General features: G+C 64.4%; 17 protein-coding genes. 1 reads left to right on the top strand and 16 read right to left on the bottom strand.

Annotation, left to right across the window (positions count from 1 at the left end):
• Positions 1-14: 14 nt before the first annotated feature.
• Both IF809_RS13750 and IF809_RS13745 read right to left on the bottom strand, forming a co-directional pair.
• Complete coding sequence (locus IF809_RS13750) at positions 15-275, bottom strand: cytochrome C oxidase subunit IV family protein (RefSeq protein ID WP_453983694.1); 261 nt, start codon at positions 273-275, stop codon at positions 15-17.
• Positions 275-853, bottom strand: coding sequence for a cytochrome c oxidase subunit 3 (locus IF809_RS13745; RefSeq protein ID WP_462837826.1), 579 nt, complete (start codon positions 851-853; stop codon positions 275-277). The genes IF809_RS13750 and IF809_RS13745 overlap by 1 nt, the downstream gene beginning before the upstream one ends.
• 174 nt (positions 854-1,027) lie before the next feature.
• Between IF809_RS13745 and IF809_RS13740 the strand changes: the two genes are divergently transcribed.
• Positions 1,028-1,183 carry a hypothetical protein gene (locus IF809_RS13740; RefSeq protein ID WP_164938775.1) on the top strand — a complete coding sequence of 52 codons (156 nt, stop codon included), beginning with the start codon at positions 1,028-1,030 and terminating at the stop codon, positions 1,181-1,183.
• Between the two features lie 109 nt (positions 1,184-1,292).
• On the opposite strand, the gene mmsB is transcribed toward IF809_RS13740, so the two are convergent.
• From mmsB to IF809_RS13670, 14 genes are all read right to left on the bottom strand, one after another.
• The gene (mmsB, locus tag IF809_RS13735) at positions 1,293-2,483 is read right to left on the bottom strand and encodes a multiple monosaccharide ABC transporter permease (RefSeq protein ID WP_128967206.1); all 1,191 of its coding nucleotides are present in this window, start codon (positions 2,481-2,483) and stop codon (positions 1,293-1,295) included.
• On the bottom strand, positions 2,480-4,057 hold the full coding sequence (gene mmsA, locus IF809_RS13730; RefSeq protein ID WP_462837825.1) for a multiple monosaccharide ABC transporter ATP-binding protein: 1,578 nt from the start codon (positions 4,055-4,057) through the stop codon (positions 2,480-2,482). Before mmsA ends, mmsB begins: the two co-directional genes overlap by 4 nt.
• Before the next feature lie 92 nt (positions 4,058-4,149).
• Entirely contained in the window at positions 4,150-5,223 is a 1,074-nt protein-coding gene (gene chvE / locus IF809_RS13725; protein ID WP_462837824.1) for a multiple monosaccharide ABC transporter substrate-binding protein, read from the bottom strand.
• An 80-nt stretch (positions 5,224-5,303) separates the two neighbouring features.
• Positions 5,304-6,182 carry an SMP-30/gluconolactonase/LRE family protein gene (locus IF809_RS13720; protein ID WP_462837847.1) on the bottom strand — a complete coding sequence of 293 codons (879 nt, stop codon included), beginning with the start codon at positions 6,180-6,182 and terminating at the stop codon, positions 5,304-5,306.
• Entirely contained in the window at positions 6,182-7,258 is a 1,077-nt protein-coding gene (locus IF809_RS13715) for an aldose epimerase family protein (RefSeq protein WP_462837823.1), read from the bottom strand. Before IF809_RS13715 ends, IF809_RS13720 begins: the two co-directional genes overlap by 1 nt.
• Positions 7,259-7,260: 2 nt before the next feature.
• Positions 7,261-8,187: a Gfo/Idh/MocA family protein gene (locus IF809_RS13710; RefSeq protein WP_462837822.1), complete on the bottom strand. Its 927-nt coding sequence runs from the start codon at positions 8,185-8,187 to the stop codon at positions 7,261-7,263.
• Positions 8,188-8,190: 3 nt separating this feature from the next.
• Positions 8,191-8,961 carry a FadR/GntR family transcriptional regulator gene (locus tag IF809_RS13705; RefSeq protein WP_453979571.1) on the bottom strand — a complete coding sequence of 257 codons (771 nt, stop codon included), beginning with the start codon at positions 8,959-8,961 and terminating at the stop codon, positions 8,191-8,193.
• Positions 8,958-9,938 carry a galactofuranose ABC transporter, permease protein YjfF gene (gene yjfF / locus IF809_RS13700; protein ID WP_453979572.1) on the bottom strand — a complete coding sequence of 327 codons (981 nt, stop codon included), beginning with the start codon at positions 9,936-9,938 and terminating at the stop codon, positions 8,958-8,960. The genes IF809_RS13705 and yjfF overlap by 4 nt, the downstream gene beginning before the upstream one ends.
• Positions 9,935-10,927 carry an ABC transporter permease gene (locus IF809_RS13695; protein ID WP_128967214.1) on the bottom strand — a complete coding sequence of 331 codons (993 nt, stop codon included), beginning with the start codon at positions 10,925-10,927 and terminating at the stop codon, positions 9,935-9,937. Before IF809_RS13695 ends, yjfF begins: the two co-directional genes overlap by 4 nt.
• Complete coding sequence (locus IF809_RS13690) at positions 10,924-12,465, bottom strand: sugar ABC transporter ATP-binding protein (protein ID WP_128967215.1); 1,542 nt, start codon at positions 12,463-12,465, stop codon at positions 10,924-10,926. The genes IF809_RS13695 and IF809_RS13690 overlap by 4 nt, the downstream gene beginning before the upstream one ends.
• A gap of 118 nt (positions 12,466-12,583) precedes the next feature.
• Positions 12,584-13,549, bottom strand: a complete 966-nt coding sequence (ytfQ, locus tag IF809_RS13685) for a galactofuranose ABC transporter, galactofuranose-binding protein YtfQ (RefSeq protein ID WP_128967216.1) — start codon at positions 13,547-13,549, stop codon at positions 12,584-12,586.
• A 410-nt stretch (positions 13,550-13,959) separates the two neighbouring features.
• Positions 13,960-15,132 (bottom strand): fumarylacetoacetate hydrolase family protein, encoded by a 1,173-nt coding sequence (locus IF809_RS13680; protein WP_462837821.1) that lies wholly within the window; start codon positions 15,130-15,132, stop codon positions 13,960-13,962.
• Between the two features lie 114 nt (positions 15,133-15,246).
• The gene (locus IF809_RS13675; RefSeq protein ID WP_462837820.1) at positions 15,247-16,224 is read right to left on the bottom strand and encodes a HEAT repeat domain-containing protein; all 978 of its coding nucleotides are present in this window, start codon (positions 16,222-16,224) and stop codon (positions 15,247-15,249) included.
• A 2-nt stretch (positions 16,225-16,226) separates the two neighbouring features.
• Positions 16,227-16,460, bottom strand: a complete 234-nt coding sequence (locus IF809_RS13670) for a 4Fe-4S dicluster domain-containing protein (RefSeq protein WP_045011595.1) — start codon at positions 16,458-16,460, stop codon at positions 16,227-16,229.
• Between the last annotated feature and the right edge of the window lie 4 nt (positions 16,461-16,464).

Below are 16,464 nucleotides of genomic sequence, written 5' to 3'. Positions count from 1 at the left end.
GCGGAGCGCTGCCGTCAGACCAGGGCGACGATCGCGGATGCGAGCCAGGCGAACAGCACGACGACGAGGACCCAGGCGCTGACGAGACCGCGCCACAGCGGCGGGGCTGCGCGAAGATCGAGGAAATCGAGCACGAGACGACGACCCTTGAGCCCGGCGAAGGCCAGTAGAAGAGCATTGCCGAGCAGCGGACGTGCGATGAGAGGTGGAATCAGAAGGGTCGCGAGCGCAAGACCGATCAGCATGATCCAGGTGATGTCGATGCGATCCGGAATCACTGCTGCACCAGATAGATGATCGGGAACATGACGATCCACAAGAGATCGACCATGTGCCAGAAGGCGGCCCCCGTCTCCACGCCGGTCACGCTGGCGCTGCGGGAAACCACGGCCAGAATCACGATGCCGAGGCCGACATGCAGGAGATGAAAGCCGGTGAGGAGGAAATACAGCGTGAAGAACGGACTGGTCTCCAGACCGTTTCCCAGCGCGATCTCACCGGCATATTCGAACAGCTTGATCCCGATAAAGAGGGTGCCGAGCGCCATGGCTCCGAACAACCAGCTGCGCGCAGTCCACCTGCGGGCGGCACGCGCGGCGGCCGTGCCGCGCGCGGCGGCCCAGCCGCTGGTCACCAGAACGAGGGTGTTGAGTCCGGCGAGATGCGAATCGAGCGTGGCCTGCCCCGCCGCAAACACCGTGGGATGGACGGCCCGGGCGACCACGAAGGCGCCGAGGAACAGGCCGAAGGCGACGAGCTCGCTGAAGATCAGCACCCAGATCATGGGATCGCCGGGAAGATCTTCGAGAATACCCCAGCCGGTTTCCTGTTGTTCGTAGCCTGTCGCCGACATCTGATTCCCACATCAAAGCCGGCGCCCGGATACCTCCCGCTGCAGTTCCGACTTTGTCGCCGCACAAATAGTGCGACCAGCCGGAACAGCATTTGCGCTAACGCAACGTTTTGCGGGTTCCTCCGCCATATCGTGGGCCGATATAATCGCTTCCAGACAACGGCTGATGATCACATGAGTGAAGCACAACTCGGGCTGATGACGGCGACGCCGATCATCATCGTCTTCGCCATCGCGCTGCGGCGGATGGGTGTGCTATCGACCGTTGCGACGGTCTCGGCGGTCAGCCTTTCCGTCGCCATCGCGGTGGTCTTGTTTACGACGCAGTAAAGCTGCCGTACGGTGGGCAAAGCGAAGCGTGCTCACCACTTCTCTCGATTGGGTGACGGTGGGCACGGCGCGTTGCGCCTTTGCTCACCCGATAGCCCTGCCAATTCGGCTACCGCCGCTGATTATACACGTCGATGCACACTGCCCCGAGCAGCACCAAGCCCTTGATGACCTGCTGATAATCGATGCCGATGCCGAGGATGGACATGCCGTTGTTCATCACACCCATGATCATGGCGCCGACCACGGCGCCGCCGACGCGACCGACGCCGCCATAAGCGGAGGCACCGCCGATGAAACAGGCGGCGATGACGTCGAGCTCGAAGCCAAGGCCCGCCTTCGGCGTCGCGGTGTTGAGGCGCGCGGCGAAGACGAGACCCGCGAGCGCGGCGAGCACCCCCATGTTGACGAAGGTGAAGAAGGTCAGCCGCTCGGTCTTGATACCCGATAGGCCGGCCGCCTTGGCGTTGCCGCCGACGGCATAGATCTGCCGGCCAACCACCGTGCGGCGGGTAACGAAGCCATAGAGCGCAATCAGGGCGCTCATGATCACCAGCACGTTGGGCAGGCCGCGATAGGTCGCGATCAGATAGGTGAAATACAGCACGGCACAGGCGAGCACGACGCTCTTGCCGAGAAAGAACGCATAGGGCTCCACCTCGATGCCGTGCGCCACCTCACGCGCGCGGCCCTTGGCGCTGGCGTAGACCAGCCCCAATGCCAGCAGCGCGCCGATCAGCATGGAGGTGGGATGCAGCGTACCGGATTCGGGCAACAGCTCCGGAATGAAGCCCGACGACAGCTTCTGGAACGTCGACGGGAATGGACCGAGCGACTGGCCCTGCAGCACCGCAAGTGCCAGGCCCTTGAACACCAGCATGCCGGCCAGCGTCACGATGAAGGACGGGATCTTGAAATAGGCGACCCAATAGCCCTGCGCGGCGCCGATGGCTGCGCCGACCACGAGGCAGGCGATGAAGGCGAGCGTGTAGTCGACCTTGTAGGTCACCATGAGAAGAGCCGCGACCGCGCCGACGAAGCCGGCGACCGAGCCGACCGACAGGTCGATGTGGCCGGTGACGATCACCAGCAGCATGCCCAGCGCCATGATGACGATGTAGCTGTTCTGGAGCACCAGGTTGGTCAGGTTGAGCGGCTGCAGCAGGGTGCCGCCGGTCATGACCTGGAAGAACAGCATGATCGCGATCAGCGACATCAGCATGCCGTAGTTGCGCAGATTGTTCTTGATGAAGCTGCCGTGACGGCGCTCCTCGGGCAGCGACACCGTCTTGTCGGTCATGGCTGCGATCCTCCCATCTCCGCGGCCTCGACCGCGCCGTTTCCATTGCTTCGTTCGTTGCGCATGATGGCGCGCATGATCTTTTCCTGTGTCGCCTCCGCGCCCGGGAACTCACCCACGAAGGCCCCGTCGTTCATGACGCAGATGCGGTCGCAGATGCCGAGCAGTTCGGGCATCTCCGAGGAGATCACCACGACGCCGCGCCCGGCTTCTGCCAGCTCGTTGATGATACAGTAAATCTCGTATTTGGCACCGACATCGATGCCCCTTGTGGGCTCGTCTAGGATCAGGACCTTGGGATCGGTCATCAGCCATTTCGATAGCACGACCTTTTGCTGGTTCCCGCCGGAGAGCTGGCCGGCCTCCTGGTAGACGTCGGAGCAGCGGATGCGCATCCGGTTGCGGTAGTCGCTGGCGATCTTCAGCTCGGCGATGTCGTCGATCACCCGCCCCGGCGCGACCTGGTCGAGGCTTGCCAGCGTAATGTTCTTGCGGACGTCGTCGGCCAGGATCAGGCCAAGCTGCTTGCGGTCCTCGGTGACATAGGCAAGCCCGGCGTCGATGGCGGCAGCGACGCTTGGCAGAACGATGTCACGGCCCTCGAGGGCGATACGGCCGCTGATATTGGTACCCCAGGAGCGCCCGAACAGGCTCATGGCAAATTCGGTACGGCCGGCGCCCATGAGCCCCGCGATGCCGACGACCTCGCCGCGCCTCACGCCGAAATTGACGTTCTTGATCACCTGCCGCTCGGGATGGATGGGGTGATAGACCGACCAGTTCGAAACCTCCATCACCGGCTCGCCGATCTTCGCGCTGCGTTCCGGAAAACGATGGGCGAGATCACGGTTGACCATGCTGCGGATGATGCGGTCTTCCTGGATCGGCTCGGCGCGGCAGTCGATGCCGTCGACGGTCCGGCCATCGCGCAGCACCGTAATGTGGTCGGCGACCTTCGCGACCTCGTTGAGCTTGTGCGAGATCAGGATCGAGCCGATGCCCTGCTCGCGGAATGCCATCAGGCGCTCCAGCAAGGCGGCGCTGTCGGCCTCGTTCAGGCTCGCGGTTGGCTCGTCCAGGATCAGCATCCGCACCCGCTTGGACAGCGCCTTGGCGATCTCGACCAGCTGCTGCTTGCCGACCCCGAGGTCGGTAATCAGGGTGTCGGGCGATTCCTTCAGGCCGACCTGCCGGAGCAGCTCTCGGGTGCGGCGGTAAACCTCGTCGCGATCGATCACGCCGAACTTCGACGGCGGATGCGACAGGAAGATGTTTTCCGCGATCGACATCAGCGGGATCAGCGCCAGCTCCTGGTGGATGATGATGATGCCGAGCGCCTCGGAATCGTTGATGTCGCGGAAGCGGCGCTCCTCGCCCTCGAAGACGATGGTACCCTCATAGCTGCCTGCGGGGTAGACGCCGCTCAGCACCTTCATCAAGGTCGACTTGCCGGCACCGTTCTCGCCGACGAGGGCGTGAATCTGGCCGGCCTCGACCGAGAAGTTGACGTCGCGCAACGCCTGCACGCCAGCAAAGCTCTTGCTGACATTGCGCATCTCCAGCATGGCCGTCATCGTCGTTACGTCCTTTGTTACTCGTGTGGCGAGCCCCCTCGCCCCGACCCTCTCCCCGCGAGAACGGGGAGAGGAGGAGGATAGAGAGAGCCTTATTGGAACTGCGACTTCTTATAGTAGCCGCTGTCGACAAGGACCTTCTCCCAATTGTCCTTGTACACCACGACCGGCTTCAGGAGGTAGGACGGCACGGTCTTGACTCCGTTCTCATAGGTCTTGGTATCGTTGACCGCGACCTGCTTGCCCGCGAGCGCCGCATCGACCATGTCGGCGGTCACCTTGGCAAGATCGCGGGTGTCCTTGAAGATGGTCGAGTACTGATCGCCGCGCAACATCGCCTTGATCGAGGGAACCTCGGCATCCTGGCCGGAGATGATCGGCATCGGCTGGTCGGCGCTGCCGTAACCGACGCCCTTCAGCGAAGAGATGATGCCGATCGAGATGCCGTCATAGGGCGACAGCACGGCATTGATCTTCTTGTTGCCGTAGTAGGCGCTGAGCAAGTTGTCCATGCGGGACTGCGCGGTGGCGCCGTCCCAGCGCAAGGTCGCGACCTTGTCCATGCCCATCTGGCCCGAAGCGACCACGAGCTTGCCGCTGTCGATGTAGGGCTTCAGCACGCTCATCGCGCCGTTGTAGAAGAAGTAGGCGTTGTTGTCGTCGGGCGAGCCGCCGAACAGCTCGATGTTGAAGGGACCCTTGCCCTCCTTGAGCCCAAGGCCCTTTTCGATTGACTGCGCCTGTAGCACGCCGACCTGGAAATTGTCGAAGGTCGCGTAGTAGTCGACGTTCGGCGTGCCGCGGATCAGGCGGTCATAGGCGATCACGGTGGCGCCCTTCGACTTGGCCTGCTTGAGCACGTCGGACAACGTGGTGCCGTCGATCGCGGCGATCACCAGCACTTTGGCGCCCTTTGTCACCATGTTCTCGACCTGCGAGAGCTGGTTCGGAATGTCGTCCTCGGCATATTGCAGGTCGGTGTTGTAGCCGCGCTCCTTGAGCACCTTGACCATGTTATTGCCGTCGTCGATCCAGCGCGCCGAGGATTTCGTCGGCATCGCGATGCCCACGGTTGGTTTCTCCTGCGCCGAGACGCTGAGGCCCGAGGCCATCGTTGCGGCGCCGGCCAGCGCCATCGCAAGAAATGCCGTCTTCAATTTCAACATGCTTCACTCCCTTTGGGTGTCAGACTGTTTCTTCGTTTCGTCGAGTACAGAGGTAGAGGTAGAGGTCGGCTTCGGATCTCCTATGCGAGCTTGACATCGGGCTCCGCACGCCCACGTGCGGATGCCTCCAACAGAAAGGTGCAGCCTCCTTGCGGATCGGCCGCGCGCGCCTCGGCGTCCATATCCTGCCAGGCAGAGGTGACGAGCAGGCGCGACAGATCCTGCCCGACGAAGGCCGGGCAACTCGCCTGCTTGGCCGGCACGCGCAGCGAGCGGAGGCGCTCGCCTTGCGGGCTGTAGACATCGACCCGGCCGGCGCCCCAGCAGGCGTTCCATATCCGCCCGTCGGCATCGCACACCGAACCGTCGAGCCCGCCGATGCCGGTGTGGCGCAGCAACACCTCGGGCTCACCGCGCGGCAGCCCGGTGGCCGGATTGAGCGGGACCGCATAGAGCACGGCGCGGGCGGTGTCGGCGAAATAGCCTGTCGCGCCATCCGGTGAGAAGCAGATGGAGTTGGGAATGCTGATGCCGGGAAACAGCGTCGAGATCTTGCCGCGGTGGAGCGCATAGATCGCCCCAAGCGCTCGCTCGGCGTTTCGTCCCATGGTGCCGATCCAGAACGTGCCGGACTGATGCACGCGGCAATCATTGGAGCGCGTGGCGGGATTATCCGCCTCGAGCGGGCAGAACAGCGTCATGGCGCCATCGGCGAGTGTGCGGATGTAACAACCATCTTCCGCGACGACGAGCTGGCGCCCGGCATCGATCCGCCCGAGCGCGCTCGCCATCCGGCCGAGCGCATGAACGCGGATGCTGCCGCTGCCGAGATGCGCCTCGAACAGGCGCCCTTCACGAATGTCGAACCACCAGGCGGTGTCCGTGGTCGCGTCATAGGTCGGCCCCTCACCGAGGTGACAATGCTCGGCGGAGAGAACGGAGGTCGGCACCTCTTCCATCATGGCGCCCTCACTGCGAAGCGATAGACGGTGTGATGGCGATAGATTCCGCCCGGATCGAGGCGCGGACTCGGAAAGTCCGGCCGGTTCGGCGCGTCCGGCCAGATGTGTGGCTCCAGGCAGATGGCGTCCGACTGCCGGATCAGCTTGCCACCCTTGCCGGAGATCGTACCGTCGAGATAGTTGCCGGAATAAACCTGAAGGCCGGGCTGGTCGGTGAACAGCTCCATGATCCGGCCCGAGCGCGGCGCCTCCAGCCGGGCGGCGAGCGCCAGCTTGCCGTCGCGCGCGAGACAGTACGTGTGGTCGTAGCCCCTGCCGTTGCGCAATTGCTGATCGCCCTCACGGATGCGCGCACCGACGGCGCGAGGCTCGCGAAAGTCGAATGGCGTGCCGGCCACGCTGCGCGGCGGCTCCGGCAGCGGAATGGCGGTCGGATCAATGGCGAGGAAATGCTCAGCTCCAACCATCAGTTCGTGATCGAGCGTCGATGCGCCCGACGTCGCACCTTCCAGATTGAAGAAGCTGTGGTTGGTAAGGTTGACGATGGTCGGCCGGTCGGTCCGCGCCTCCATCCTCAGCGACAGCTCAGCCGGGCCAGTGACGCGATAGGTCAGGCGCACGTCGAGCCTACCGGGATAGTTCTCCTCGCCATGCGGGCTCGTGTAGGTCAGCGTGACCGCGGGGTCGGCGCCGTCATCGATCGCGGCAACGTCCCAAAGCTTGCGGTCGAAACCGTCGAGGCCGCCATGCAGCGCATTCGGCCCATTGTTGACGGCAAGCTGGAAGGTCTCGCCATCAAGCGAGAACCGCCCGTTGGCGATGCGGTTGGCGTAGCGGCCGACGGTCGCGCCAAAGAACTTTCGTTCGGCAAGATAGCCAGCAAAAGCGTCATGGCCGAGCACGACGTCATCGCAACGGCCCTTGGCATCCGGCGCAAGCAGCGCCTGGATCACCGCGCCTTGGGTGATGATACGGACCTCAAAGCCGCCCTCCCCGCGCAGCACGATGCGCTCGACATCGCGTCCGTCAGGCAGCGTTCCGAAGACGTCTTTTGTTATTGTTGCGCCGGCCATGCCTAATCCACGAACGGTTCGACGATGTTGCGCTTGCCGAGCAGGAAAGCATCGGCAACGAGACGAAGCGGCGCCAGGTCGACATCGCGCTCGCCGGTCGCGGCGAGCTTGACGAAGTGCCCGTACAGCTCGCGATATTCGTGATCGGGCGCCTCGGCAACAACCTTGCCGTCGATTTCCATGATCCTGCCGCCACGCGACAGTGTCATCCGGCCTTGATCCGTTTCCGCAACGATATCCCAGCTCTGCGGTCCGGTCTGGCGGAAGTCGAACTCGGCCGTCACCGGCAGGCCGTCGATATCGGTCAAGGTCAGGTTGGCAGCAATTGGCGACTGGCAATTGGCCGGAAAGGCGAGCTCAGCCGCAGTGACGAACACCGGCTTTGGCAGGATGCGCGTCAGGATCGAGAGCGCATTGATGCCGGGATCGAACACGCCGAGCCCGCCCGGTTCCCATATCCAGGCCTGGCCGGGATGCCAGACGCGGACGTCTTCCTTCCAGTTGATGTGCACCGCCTTGATCCGGCGCACAGCCAGCCACTCGCGGGCGGGCTCGACGGCGGGCGCATGGCGCGAATGCCAGGTCGCAAACAGGGTGCGCTTTGCTTCCGTCGCCATCGCGATCAGGGGATCGAGCTCGGCGACACCGATGCCGGGCGGCTTCTCCAGCATGACGTGCTTGCCCGCGGCAAGCGCAGCAGCAGCCTGTTCCCGCCGCACCTGCGGAGGCGTGCAGAGCGACACCGCATCGATCGGCGGCCCCTTCTCCAGCAGCTCCTCGATCGTTGCAAAATGCGGCAGGCCCGGCAGCGATGCGTTGCGGCTGGCAATTGCGGCGAGCATCGCACCCGATGTGGCTGCGATCGCGCCGACATGCTGGTCGCGCGCGATCTTGCCGAAGCCGACGATGGCGATGCGTAATTCAGTCACGCTTTACTCTCCACTTTTCGCGGACGGCAGCGGCTCGGCGGGGACCGTCTCGATCACGCTGCCCTCGTGGCGGCTCATGCCGTTGTGAATGACGTAGACCATCGCCTCCGACGCCGTCCCGGCATCGCCGGCCGCGATCGCATCGACGATCTTCTGATGCCAGAGCAGCACGGTGTCGCGATCCTCCGGCTCGACCGGGGCGCTGAGCAGGAACGAGGCGCGCAAGGCGGCCTCGATCACATGCCCGATCGAGCGCATGAACAGATTACCTGATGCCCGCGCTACCGCAACATGGAGCGCGAGATCGGCATCGGCAAAGCCGACGGAATCGGAAGCTTCGAGCCGCATGCGTTCCATGCTGCGGCGAAGCTCGGCGACATCCTCCTCCGACCGCTGTGCCGCCGCGAGCGCCGCGGCTCGCGGCTCGACGGCGAGGCGGATCTCCGCGAGATCGTTGAGGAAGCGTTTGTCGATGCCGGCATCGAGATGCCAGGCCAGGACATCGGCGTCGAACATATTCCAGGCGGCGCGCTCCCGCACGACGGTGCCGACCCGCGCCTTGGTGGTGAGCAGCCCTTTGGCGACCAGCGTCTTCACGCTCTCACGCAAGACCGGCCGCGAGACGCCGAACATCGCGGTCAGCTCGGCATCGCCCGGCAGCCGCGCCCCCTCGGCATAGCGGCCCGCGATGATGTCGACGCCGATCGAACGGGCGACTTCCGCGTGGTTGGAATGGGCCCGGCGTGTCGGGATGACGACGATGCGCGAAGTCATGAGGCGGCTCCCGCACGCTTCGCCGCCGGCCGGCGCGCCAGCACGACGAGTCCTTGCTGCAAGGCGATGAAGGCGAACAGCAGGATTCCGGTCGCAATCTTGGTCCACCAGCTCGACAGCGTGCCATCGAAATTGATGTAGGTCTGGATCATGCCCTGGATCAGCACGCCGAGGAAGGTGCCGATCACAGAACCCTGCCCGCCCGTGAGCAGCGTTCCGCCGATCACAACGGCCGCGATACTGTCGAGCTCGACGCCGACGGCGGAGAGCGAATAGCCCGCGCTGGTGTAGAAGGAGAATACGATGCCCGCGAGCCCCGCGAGCAGGCTCGACAGCATGTAGATCTTCACGGTCATCCCGCCGACCGCGACCCCCATCAGGCTTGCGGTCGCCCGGCCGCCCCCAAGCGCATAGACATTGGCGCCGAACCGGGTGAGACGCAGCAGCAGGACGCCGCCGAGCACGATCGCGAGCATGATGATCGCGATCGCAGTCAGCCTTCCGCCACCAGGCATGTGTAACGCGAAGTCGGACACGGTCGAATAAACAGGCGCGGTGATCGGCACCGATTCCGTCGAGAGCAGGAAGCCCGCGCCGCGCGCGAGGAACATGCCAGCCAGCGTCACGATGAACGGTGGCAGATCGAAGATATGGATGATCGCGCCCATCGCAGCGCCAAAGGCTGCCGAGAGCACGAGAACGGCAACGAAGGCCACCAGCGGCGGCACGCCCCAACGCTCGATCGCGAGCGCGACGAACACCGTGGTGAAGCCGATTACCGAGCCGACCGACAGATCGATGCCGCCGGAGATGATGACAAAGGTCATGCCGGTCGCGACGATGCCGAGGAAAGCGTTGTCGGTGAGGAGGTTGCCCACCACGCGCGTGGAAGCGATGTTGGGAAACTGCACCGCGCATGCCGCAAAGCCCGCGACGAGGACGATGGCCGTGATCAGGACGGGCGGCAGGCCTTTCACGGTTTCGTCCTCCGCAGACGCGCCATGATGCCGGCAAAGCCGGATAGTTTCGGCGATTGCAGCAGCAACACGGCCAGCACAACGACAGCCTTGACCAGCAGGTTGAACTCCGGCGGATAGCCAGACAGCAAAATGCCGGTATTCATGGTCTGGATGATCAGCGCACCGAGCACGGCCAGGATAAGGCTGAAGCGACCACCAAAAAGCGAGGTGCCGCCGATCACCACCGCGAGGATGGCATCGAGCTCGAGCCAGAGGCCGGCATTGTTGGCATCCGCCCCCATGATATCGGCCGCGGCGATCACACCGGCGAGCGCAGCGCAGACGCCGCACCAGACATAGACTGCCAGGATCATCGCACGCGTGCCGACACCGGCCAGCTCGCTCGCCCGCGCATTGCCGCCGGTTGCCTCGATCAGGAGCCCGAGGGCCGAGCCGCGCACCACTGCGCCCGTCAGGAGCAGCATGCCGAGCGCAATCGCGACCGGCACCGGCACGCCGAGAATGGCGCCGTTGCCGAGCCAGACCAGATCGGGCGAGGTAAAGGTCACGATGCGCCCTTCGGTGATGAGCTGAGCGATGCCGCGCCCCGCCACCATCAGGATCAGCGTCGCCACGATCGGCTGCATGCCGAGCACGGCGACGAGAAAGCCGTTCCACAATCCGCAGACGAGGCCAGCGCCAAGCGCCGCCGCCAGCACCACCGGCAGGCCGTGGCTGTCGGCGAGGCTTGCGGCGATCGCGCCGCAGATCGCCATCACCGCGCCGACGGAGAGATCGATACCGCGTGTCGCGATCACCAGCACCATGCCAAGCGAGAGCAATGCCACCGGCGTGCCGCGGTTGAGCACGTCGATCATGCTGCCGAACAGCCGGCCGTCCTGCAGGCGCAGGTCGAAGAATTGCGGCGACACCAGGCGGTCGACCGCGAGGATAACGATCAAGGCCAGAATCTGGGCAAGGCCGCGGCGCGGCAACAGCGCTGTCATGCCCGGGCCTCTTGCATCGCGGCGCCATCGGCGGCGATGGCCGCGAGAATGTTGGTGACGTCGATCGCCTCGCCGGCGAGCTCCTCGACATGGGCGCGATCGCGCAGCACGATCACCCGATCGGAATAGGTCACGATCTCGTCCAGCTCGGAGGAGATCACGAGCAGCGCCAGCCCGTCGTCGCAGAGCTCGCGGATCAGGCGGATGATCTCGGAATGCGCGCCGACGTCGATGCCACGCGTGGGCTCATCCAGCACGAGGAGCCGCGGCGCAGTCGCAAGCCAGCGCGCCAGCAGCACCTTCTGCTGGTTACCGCCGGAGAGCAGGCCGACCGGGCGCTCGGGATCGGGCGGCCGGATATCGAGCATTTTGACATAACGGCCCGCAAGCTCGTCCTGCTCGCGGCGGGACAATGGCCTGTGCAGGCCGCGCTTGGCCTGAAGCGCGAGCACGATATTCTCGCGCACGGTGAGCTCGGCAACGATGCCGTCCGTCTTGCGCTCCTCGGGACAATAGCCAAAGCCGTGGCGCACGCCGTCGCGCGGCGACTGGAGCCGCACGGAAGCACCCTCCACCCTCGCCTGCCCTCCATCGGCACGCTCGGCGCCAAACACCAGCCGCGCCGTCTCGGTGCGGCCCGAGCCGAGCAGACCAGCGAGGCCAACGACCTCGCCATGACGGAGCTCGAGATTGAACGGGGCGACATAGCCGGCCTTGCCGTAATTCTCGAAACTGGCGCAGACCTCGCGCGACTTGGGCACGCTCGCCGCGGCTCGCGCGCTGGTGGTCTCGGCCAGCTCGCGGCCGAGCATCATCCGGATCAGTTCGAGCCGCGGCAGTGAAGCGGTCTCGCGCTCGCCGACCAGGCGGCCGTTGCGCAAGACGGTGATGCGGTCGGAGATTTCGTAGACCTGGTCGAGGAAATGGCTGACGAAGACGATGCCGATGCCGCGCTTGGCAAGCTGGCGCATGATGCCGAACAGAATCTCGACCTCGTGACGGTCGAGGCTCGCGGTCGGCTCGTCCAGGATCAGCACGCGTGCGGAGAGATCCACCGCGCGGGCGATCGCGGTGACGTGCTGAATCGCCACCGAATAATTGCCAAGCGGCGCGGCGACATCGATATCGAGACCGAACCCCGTGAGCAGCGCGTTGGCGCGGCGACGCATCTCGCCTTCGCGCACGATACCAAAGCGCATCGGCTGGCGATCGAGAAACAGGTTCTGTGCCACCGACAGGTTCGGCAGCAGATTGACCTCCTGGTAGACCGTTGCGATGCCGGCCTGGAGTGCCGCCTTGGCCGAACGAGGCGCGACCTCCTCGCCACCGAGCCTGACAACGCCGGCATCACGCGGGAACACGCCGGTGACGACCTTGATCAGCGTGGATTTGCCGGCCCCGTTCTCGCCGAGCAGCGCATGGATCTCGCCGGCGCGAAGCGTGAAGTCGACTTCCTGCAACGCGCGCACCGCACCGAAGCTCTTGCTGATCCCGCGCACCTCCAACAGGGAAGGAGCTGGATCAAGGCTGTTCTCCATGACGACGTCACTCCCACCGGGGTCCCATCATGCTGCGGACACCCAGCCTATTCGTTCGCGCAACGGATTCGAAGGTGGATCGCCGGACCGCTGGAAGCGGTCCGGCGAGGCGCCCGCTTCAGTAACCGAGGCCTTTCTTGCTGTCGTAGATCTTCTGCGGATCGTCAGCGGCGGTGTAGAGCTTGGATTCGGTCTGGATCCACTTCGGCGGAACGGTGCCCTTCTCCTTGAACGCGGCAATGGCATCGAGCGCCGGGCCCGCCATGTTCGGTGTCAGTTCCACCGTGGCATTGGCTTCGCCCGCGGCCATCGCCTTGAAGATATCCGGAACCGCGTCGATCGAAACGGTGAGGATGTCCTTGCCCGGCTTGAGGCCGGCTTCCTTCATCGCCTGGATCGCACCGACCATCATGTCGTCGTTGTGGGCGTAGACCGCGCAGATCGTCTTGCCGCCGCCTTCGGCCTTGATGAAGCTCTCCATCACTTCCTTGCCCTTGGCGCGGGTGAAGTCGCCGGTCTGGCTGCGCACCACCTTCAAATTGGCGTGCTTGGCGATGGCCGTGTCAAAGCCCTTCTTGCGGTTGGCGGCGACGCTGGCGCCGACCGTGCCCTGCAATTCGACGATGTTGCAGGCCTTGTCGCCGACGGTCTTGGCCAGCCAGTCGCCGGCGACTTCGCCTTCATGCACGCTGTCCGACGTGACGGCGGTAAGATAGAGGTCCTTCCCCGACGGATCGATATCGCGATCGAGCAGCACGACCGGAATCTTGGCTTCCTTGGCTTCCTTCAGCACGGAATCCCAACCGGTCGAGACCACAGGCGCGAGGAAGATCGCGTCGACGTTCTGCGCGATGAAGGAGCGGATCGCCTTGATCTGGTTCTCCTGCTTCTGCTGCGCGTCGGCGATCTTGAGGTTGACCTTGCGCTTGGCGGCCTCCTGCTTGGAGACCGAGGTCTCGGCGGCGCGCCAGCCGGATTCCGATCCAATCTGCGAAAAGCCGATGGTGAGCTCGGCGGCACTGACCGGCAACGCAAACAGCAATGCGGCCGTGGCGCTGGCCGCAAAAAGGGCTTTAGGGGTCATCAGGCGTGTCTCCCAAGGTGTTATCCGGGGCACCTATCGGTAGCATGGCACCCTCAGACCGCCTCTTCGGCGGCGAATAGCACTATTTCACGGAAGAATGGTTCCGTATAGTCATATTATTTGACTATTTGGATGAATGATGGGGACCTGCACGCTAGGCGGCGAGACTACACGCCGTGCGCGATTTTGTTCCATAGATGCAACGCGAAGATGAAAGAGAATTTATCGGGTGGTCGCCGGCGCGAACGCGTGCGTTCGTCGTGCCCGGCCTGTCCCGCCTGCGCGGCCGAAACCTTTTCGGTGAGGCGAAGTCCCGGCATCCACACTCTTGGTACTGGGGCAAAACGTGGATGGCCGGGACGAGTGTTTCGCCCGGCCATGAACACGAAGCGCGCGGAGAAGCCAAGAAGCTAAATCAGCTTCCGCTGCGCGAGGTTCTTCATCAGCGCACCGATCCCGAAGGTCCAGGGCTCGCACTCGTCGCTGCTGCGCATGCGGTTGACGAGCTTGCCGAGCTGAGGCGCGGCGATGGTGACGATGTCATCGCGCTTGTGAGTGAAGCCCTGCCCCGGCGCATCGCGATCCTTGACAGGTGCGAACATCGTGCCGAGGAACAGCACAAAGCCATCAGGATATTGATGGATCTTGCCGATGGTCTGCGCGACGAGATCGGTGGGATCACGGCTGATCTTGCTGATCGAGGAGTGGCCGTCGAGCACAAAGCCGTCCGTGCCCCTCACGTTAAGGCTGATGTCGAGCTTGCGCGCGTCGTCGAGCGTGAACGTGTCGTCGAACAGCCGCAGCAGCGGTCCGATCGCGCAGGAGGCGTTGTTGTCCTTGGCCTTCGACAGCAGCAGCGCCGAGCGGCCCTCGAAGTCGCGCAAATTGACGTCATTGCCGAGCGCGCCGCCGACGATCTTGCCGCGGCTCGAGACGAACAGCACCAGTTCCGGCTCGGGATTGTTCCAGGTTGACTTGGGGTGCAGCCCGGCATCCATGCCCGTGCCGACCGAAGACATGGTCGGCGCCTTGGTAAAGACTTCGGCGTCGGGCCCGATCCCGACCTCGAGATACTGGCTCCAGGCGTTCTGATCGATCAGCACTTGCTTCAGGTGCATCGCCTGGTCCGAGCCCGGCTTGAGCTTTGACAGATCGTCGCCGATCAGTCGCGTGACTTCTTTCCGGATCGCTTCGGCGGAGGCCGGATTGCCCTTGGCCCGCTCCTCGATGACGCGTTCCAGCATCGAGATCGCGAAAGTGACACCGGCGGCCTTCAGGGTCTGGAGATCGACGGGTGCGAGTAGCCAGGGCTTGTTCGGATCGCGCCCGTCGGGCGCCGTATTGGCGAGGATGGCTTCGAGATCGCCGATGCGTTCGCCTTTGACTGAACTAAGCGCCTTGGCCGGATTGTCCTCTTCGCAGAGCGCGCTGACGGTCGGAAACTGTGCAGTGACGTCGAACACGCCCTCGGCGCGTACGGCAACGACGGCGGGACCGTTCGCCTGCGGCAGCCAGACACGACCGACCAGCGTTCCCTTCGTTCCATCCTCGGGGAGAAGGTCTTTAACCATCAAAGTCGTCATGGCCGGCGTCCTCGCTGTTTCTCGGACCGGACGCTTTCGCAAGCCGCCGATCCCGTTGGCGAAGACCAATAAACGTCTGGCGGGGGAAGTCCAGAGCAGCAGGATGCGCTGGTGCTATGTCCCTGCCCGCGCCTTTCGCGCCGCGATCTGCTGCAACGCCCAGCGCGCGTTCTTGCGAACATCCGGATCGGCATCGTCGGCGATGACGGCCAGGAACGCCTCGCCGTCGGGATGGGCGATCTCGCCGAGGGCTGCGGCCGCCTCTTTTCTCAAATTGGCCTGGTCGTGATTGATGCAATTGCCGATCGGGCGCACCGCGCGCTCGACTTTCATCCGGCCGAGGCTACGGATCGCCTTCAGCCGCACCTGCCAGAATTCGTCGACAAGGCATGCGATGAGCTGGTCCGCCGCGATCATGCCGTTGACATTGAGGCCCAGCGTTTCCGCGGCCATCTCCCGCACCATCCAGTCGCTGTCCTTCAGCGCGCGTGTAATCGTCTCGGCTGCGGGCTTCATCTGCGAGAACGCCAGCGCGCTGACCGCGGCACGGCGCACATGGGCATCGGGATCGTTGATCAGTGCGGTCAGCGCGGGAATGGATTCCTCCAGCTTGAGGAAGCCGATGACGCCGATCGCCTGCACGCGCACGGCGGCATCCGGATCCTGCAGCGCTTCGAGCGCCGGCTTCAGCGTATCCTTGGACCGCAATTCCTTCAGCGCCCGCAGCGCCCCCATGCGGACGAAGGCGTGGGCATGCTTGACCAGCGGCAGGATGATTTCGGCGCAGGCGGGATCCTTGAACTCGGCCATGCTGTCGGCCGCGGCTGCAGCCACGATTCTCTCTGGGTCGACCAGCAGCTTCACCAGCGCGCTTGCGGCTTCCGCCCCGTCGAACTCGCCCAGCGCCATCGCGACCTGCTGGCGTACGCCGGCATCGGGGTCGGCGACCATGTTGGCGAGATGCGCGACCGCAGCAGGGTCGCCGGAATGGCCGAGCGCGATGATGGCGACGCGGCGCTCGGCGGGGTCGGCGGCCTGCAGCCGCTCGTCGGCGTCTTCGAGATCATCGTAGGATTCGAACGGACTCGACATTCTCACCTCAACAGATAGGGAATGTTGACGGTGACGGCGCCGGTCGGGCAATCGGCCTCGCAAGGCATGCAGTACCAGCACTCGTCATAGGCCATATAGGCCTTGCCGCTCATGTCGCTGATGCGGAGCACGTCGAGTGGGCAGACGTCGACGCAGACGGTGCAGCCTTTGTCGGCAATGCATTTGGCGTCGTCGACGACCACCGGAACCGATGTCTGATAGGACGCGAGAGGCATTTGA

Source organism: Bradyrhizobium sp. UFLA06-24 (assembly GCF_054967145.1).
The sequence above is the reverse complement of the archived record's forward strand: the minus strand, read 5'-3'. Positions and strand labels throughout refer to the sequence as shown.

What these genes read in the sequence shown, in the direction of transcription:
- IF809_RS13745 (WP_462837826.1), bottom strand. Translation starts at nt 853, where the DNA reads ATGTCGGCGACAGGCTACGAACAACAGGAAACCGGCTGGGGTATTCTC.
- IF809_RS13740 (WP_164938775.1), top strand. Translation starts at nt 1,028, where the DNA reads ATGAGTGAAGCACAACTCGGGCTGATGACGGCGACGCCGATCATCATC.
- mmsB (WP_128967206.1), bottom strand. Translation starts at nt 2,483, where the DNA reads ATGACCGACAAGACGGTGTCGCTGCCCGAGGAGCGCCGTCACGGCAGC.
- mmsA (WP_462837825.1), bottom strand. Translation starts at nt 4,057, where the DNA reads ATGACGGCCATGCTGGAGATGCGCAATGTCAGCAAGAGCTTTGCTGGC.
- chvE (WP_462837824.1), bottom strand. Translation starts at nt 5,223, where the DNA reads ATGTTGAAATTGAAGACGGCATTTCTTGCGATGGCGCTGGCCGGCGCC.
- IF809_RS13720 (WP_462837847.1), bottom strand. Translation starts at nt 6,182, where the DNA reads ATGGAAGAGGTGCCGACCTCCGTTCTCTCCGCCGAGCATTGTCACCTC.
- IF809_RS13715 (WP_462837823.1), bottom strand. Translation starts at nt 7,258, where the DNA reads ATGGCCGGCGCAACAATAACAAAAGACGTCTTCGGAACGCTGCCTGAC.
- IF809_RS13705 (WP_453979571.1), bottom strand. Translation starts at nt 8,961, where the DNA reads ATGACTTCGCGCATCGTCGTCATCCCGACACGCCGGGCCCATTCCAAC.
- IF809_RS13695 (WP_128967214.1), bottom strand. Translation starts at nt 10,927, where the DNA reads ATGACAGCGCTGTTGCCGCGCCGCGGCCTTGCCCAGATTCTGGCCTTG.
- IF809_RS13690 (WP_128967215.1), bottom strand. Translation starts at nt 12,465, where the DNA reads ATGGAGAACAGCCTTGATCCAGCTCCTTCCCTGTTGGAGGTGCGCGGG.
- ytfQ (WP_128967216.1), bottom strand. Translation starts at nt 13,549, where the DNA reads ATGACCCCTAAAGCCCTTTTTGCGGCCAGCGCCACGGCCGCATTGCTG.
- IF809_RS13680 (WP_462837821.1), bottom strand. Translation starts at nt 15,132, where the DNA reads ATGACGACTTTGATGGTTAAAGACCTTCTCCCCGAGGATGGAACGAAG.
- IF809_RS13675 (WP_462837820.1), bottom strand. Translation starts at nt 16,224, where the DNA reads ATGTCGAGTCCGTTCGAATCCTACGATGATCTCGAAGACGCCGACGAG.
- IF809_RS13670 (WP_045011595.1), bottom strand. Translation starts at nt 16,460, where the DNA reads ATGCCTCTCGCGTCCTATCAGACATCGGTTCCGGTGGTCGTCGACGAC.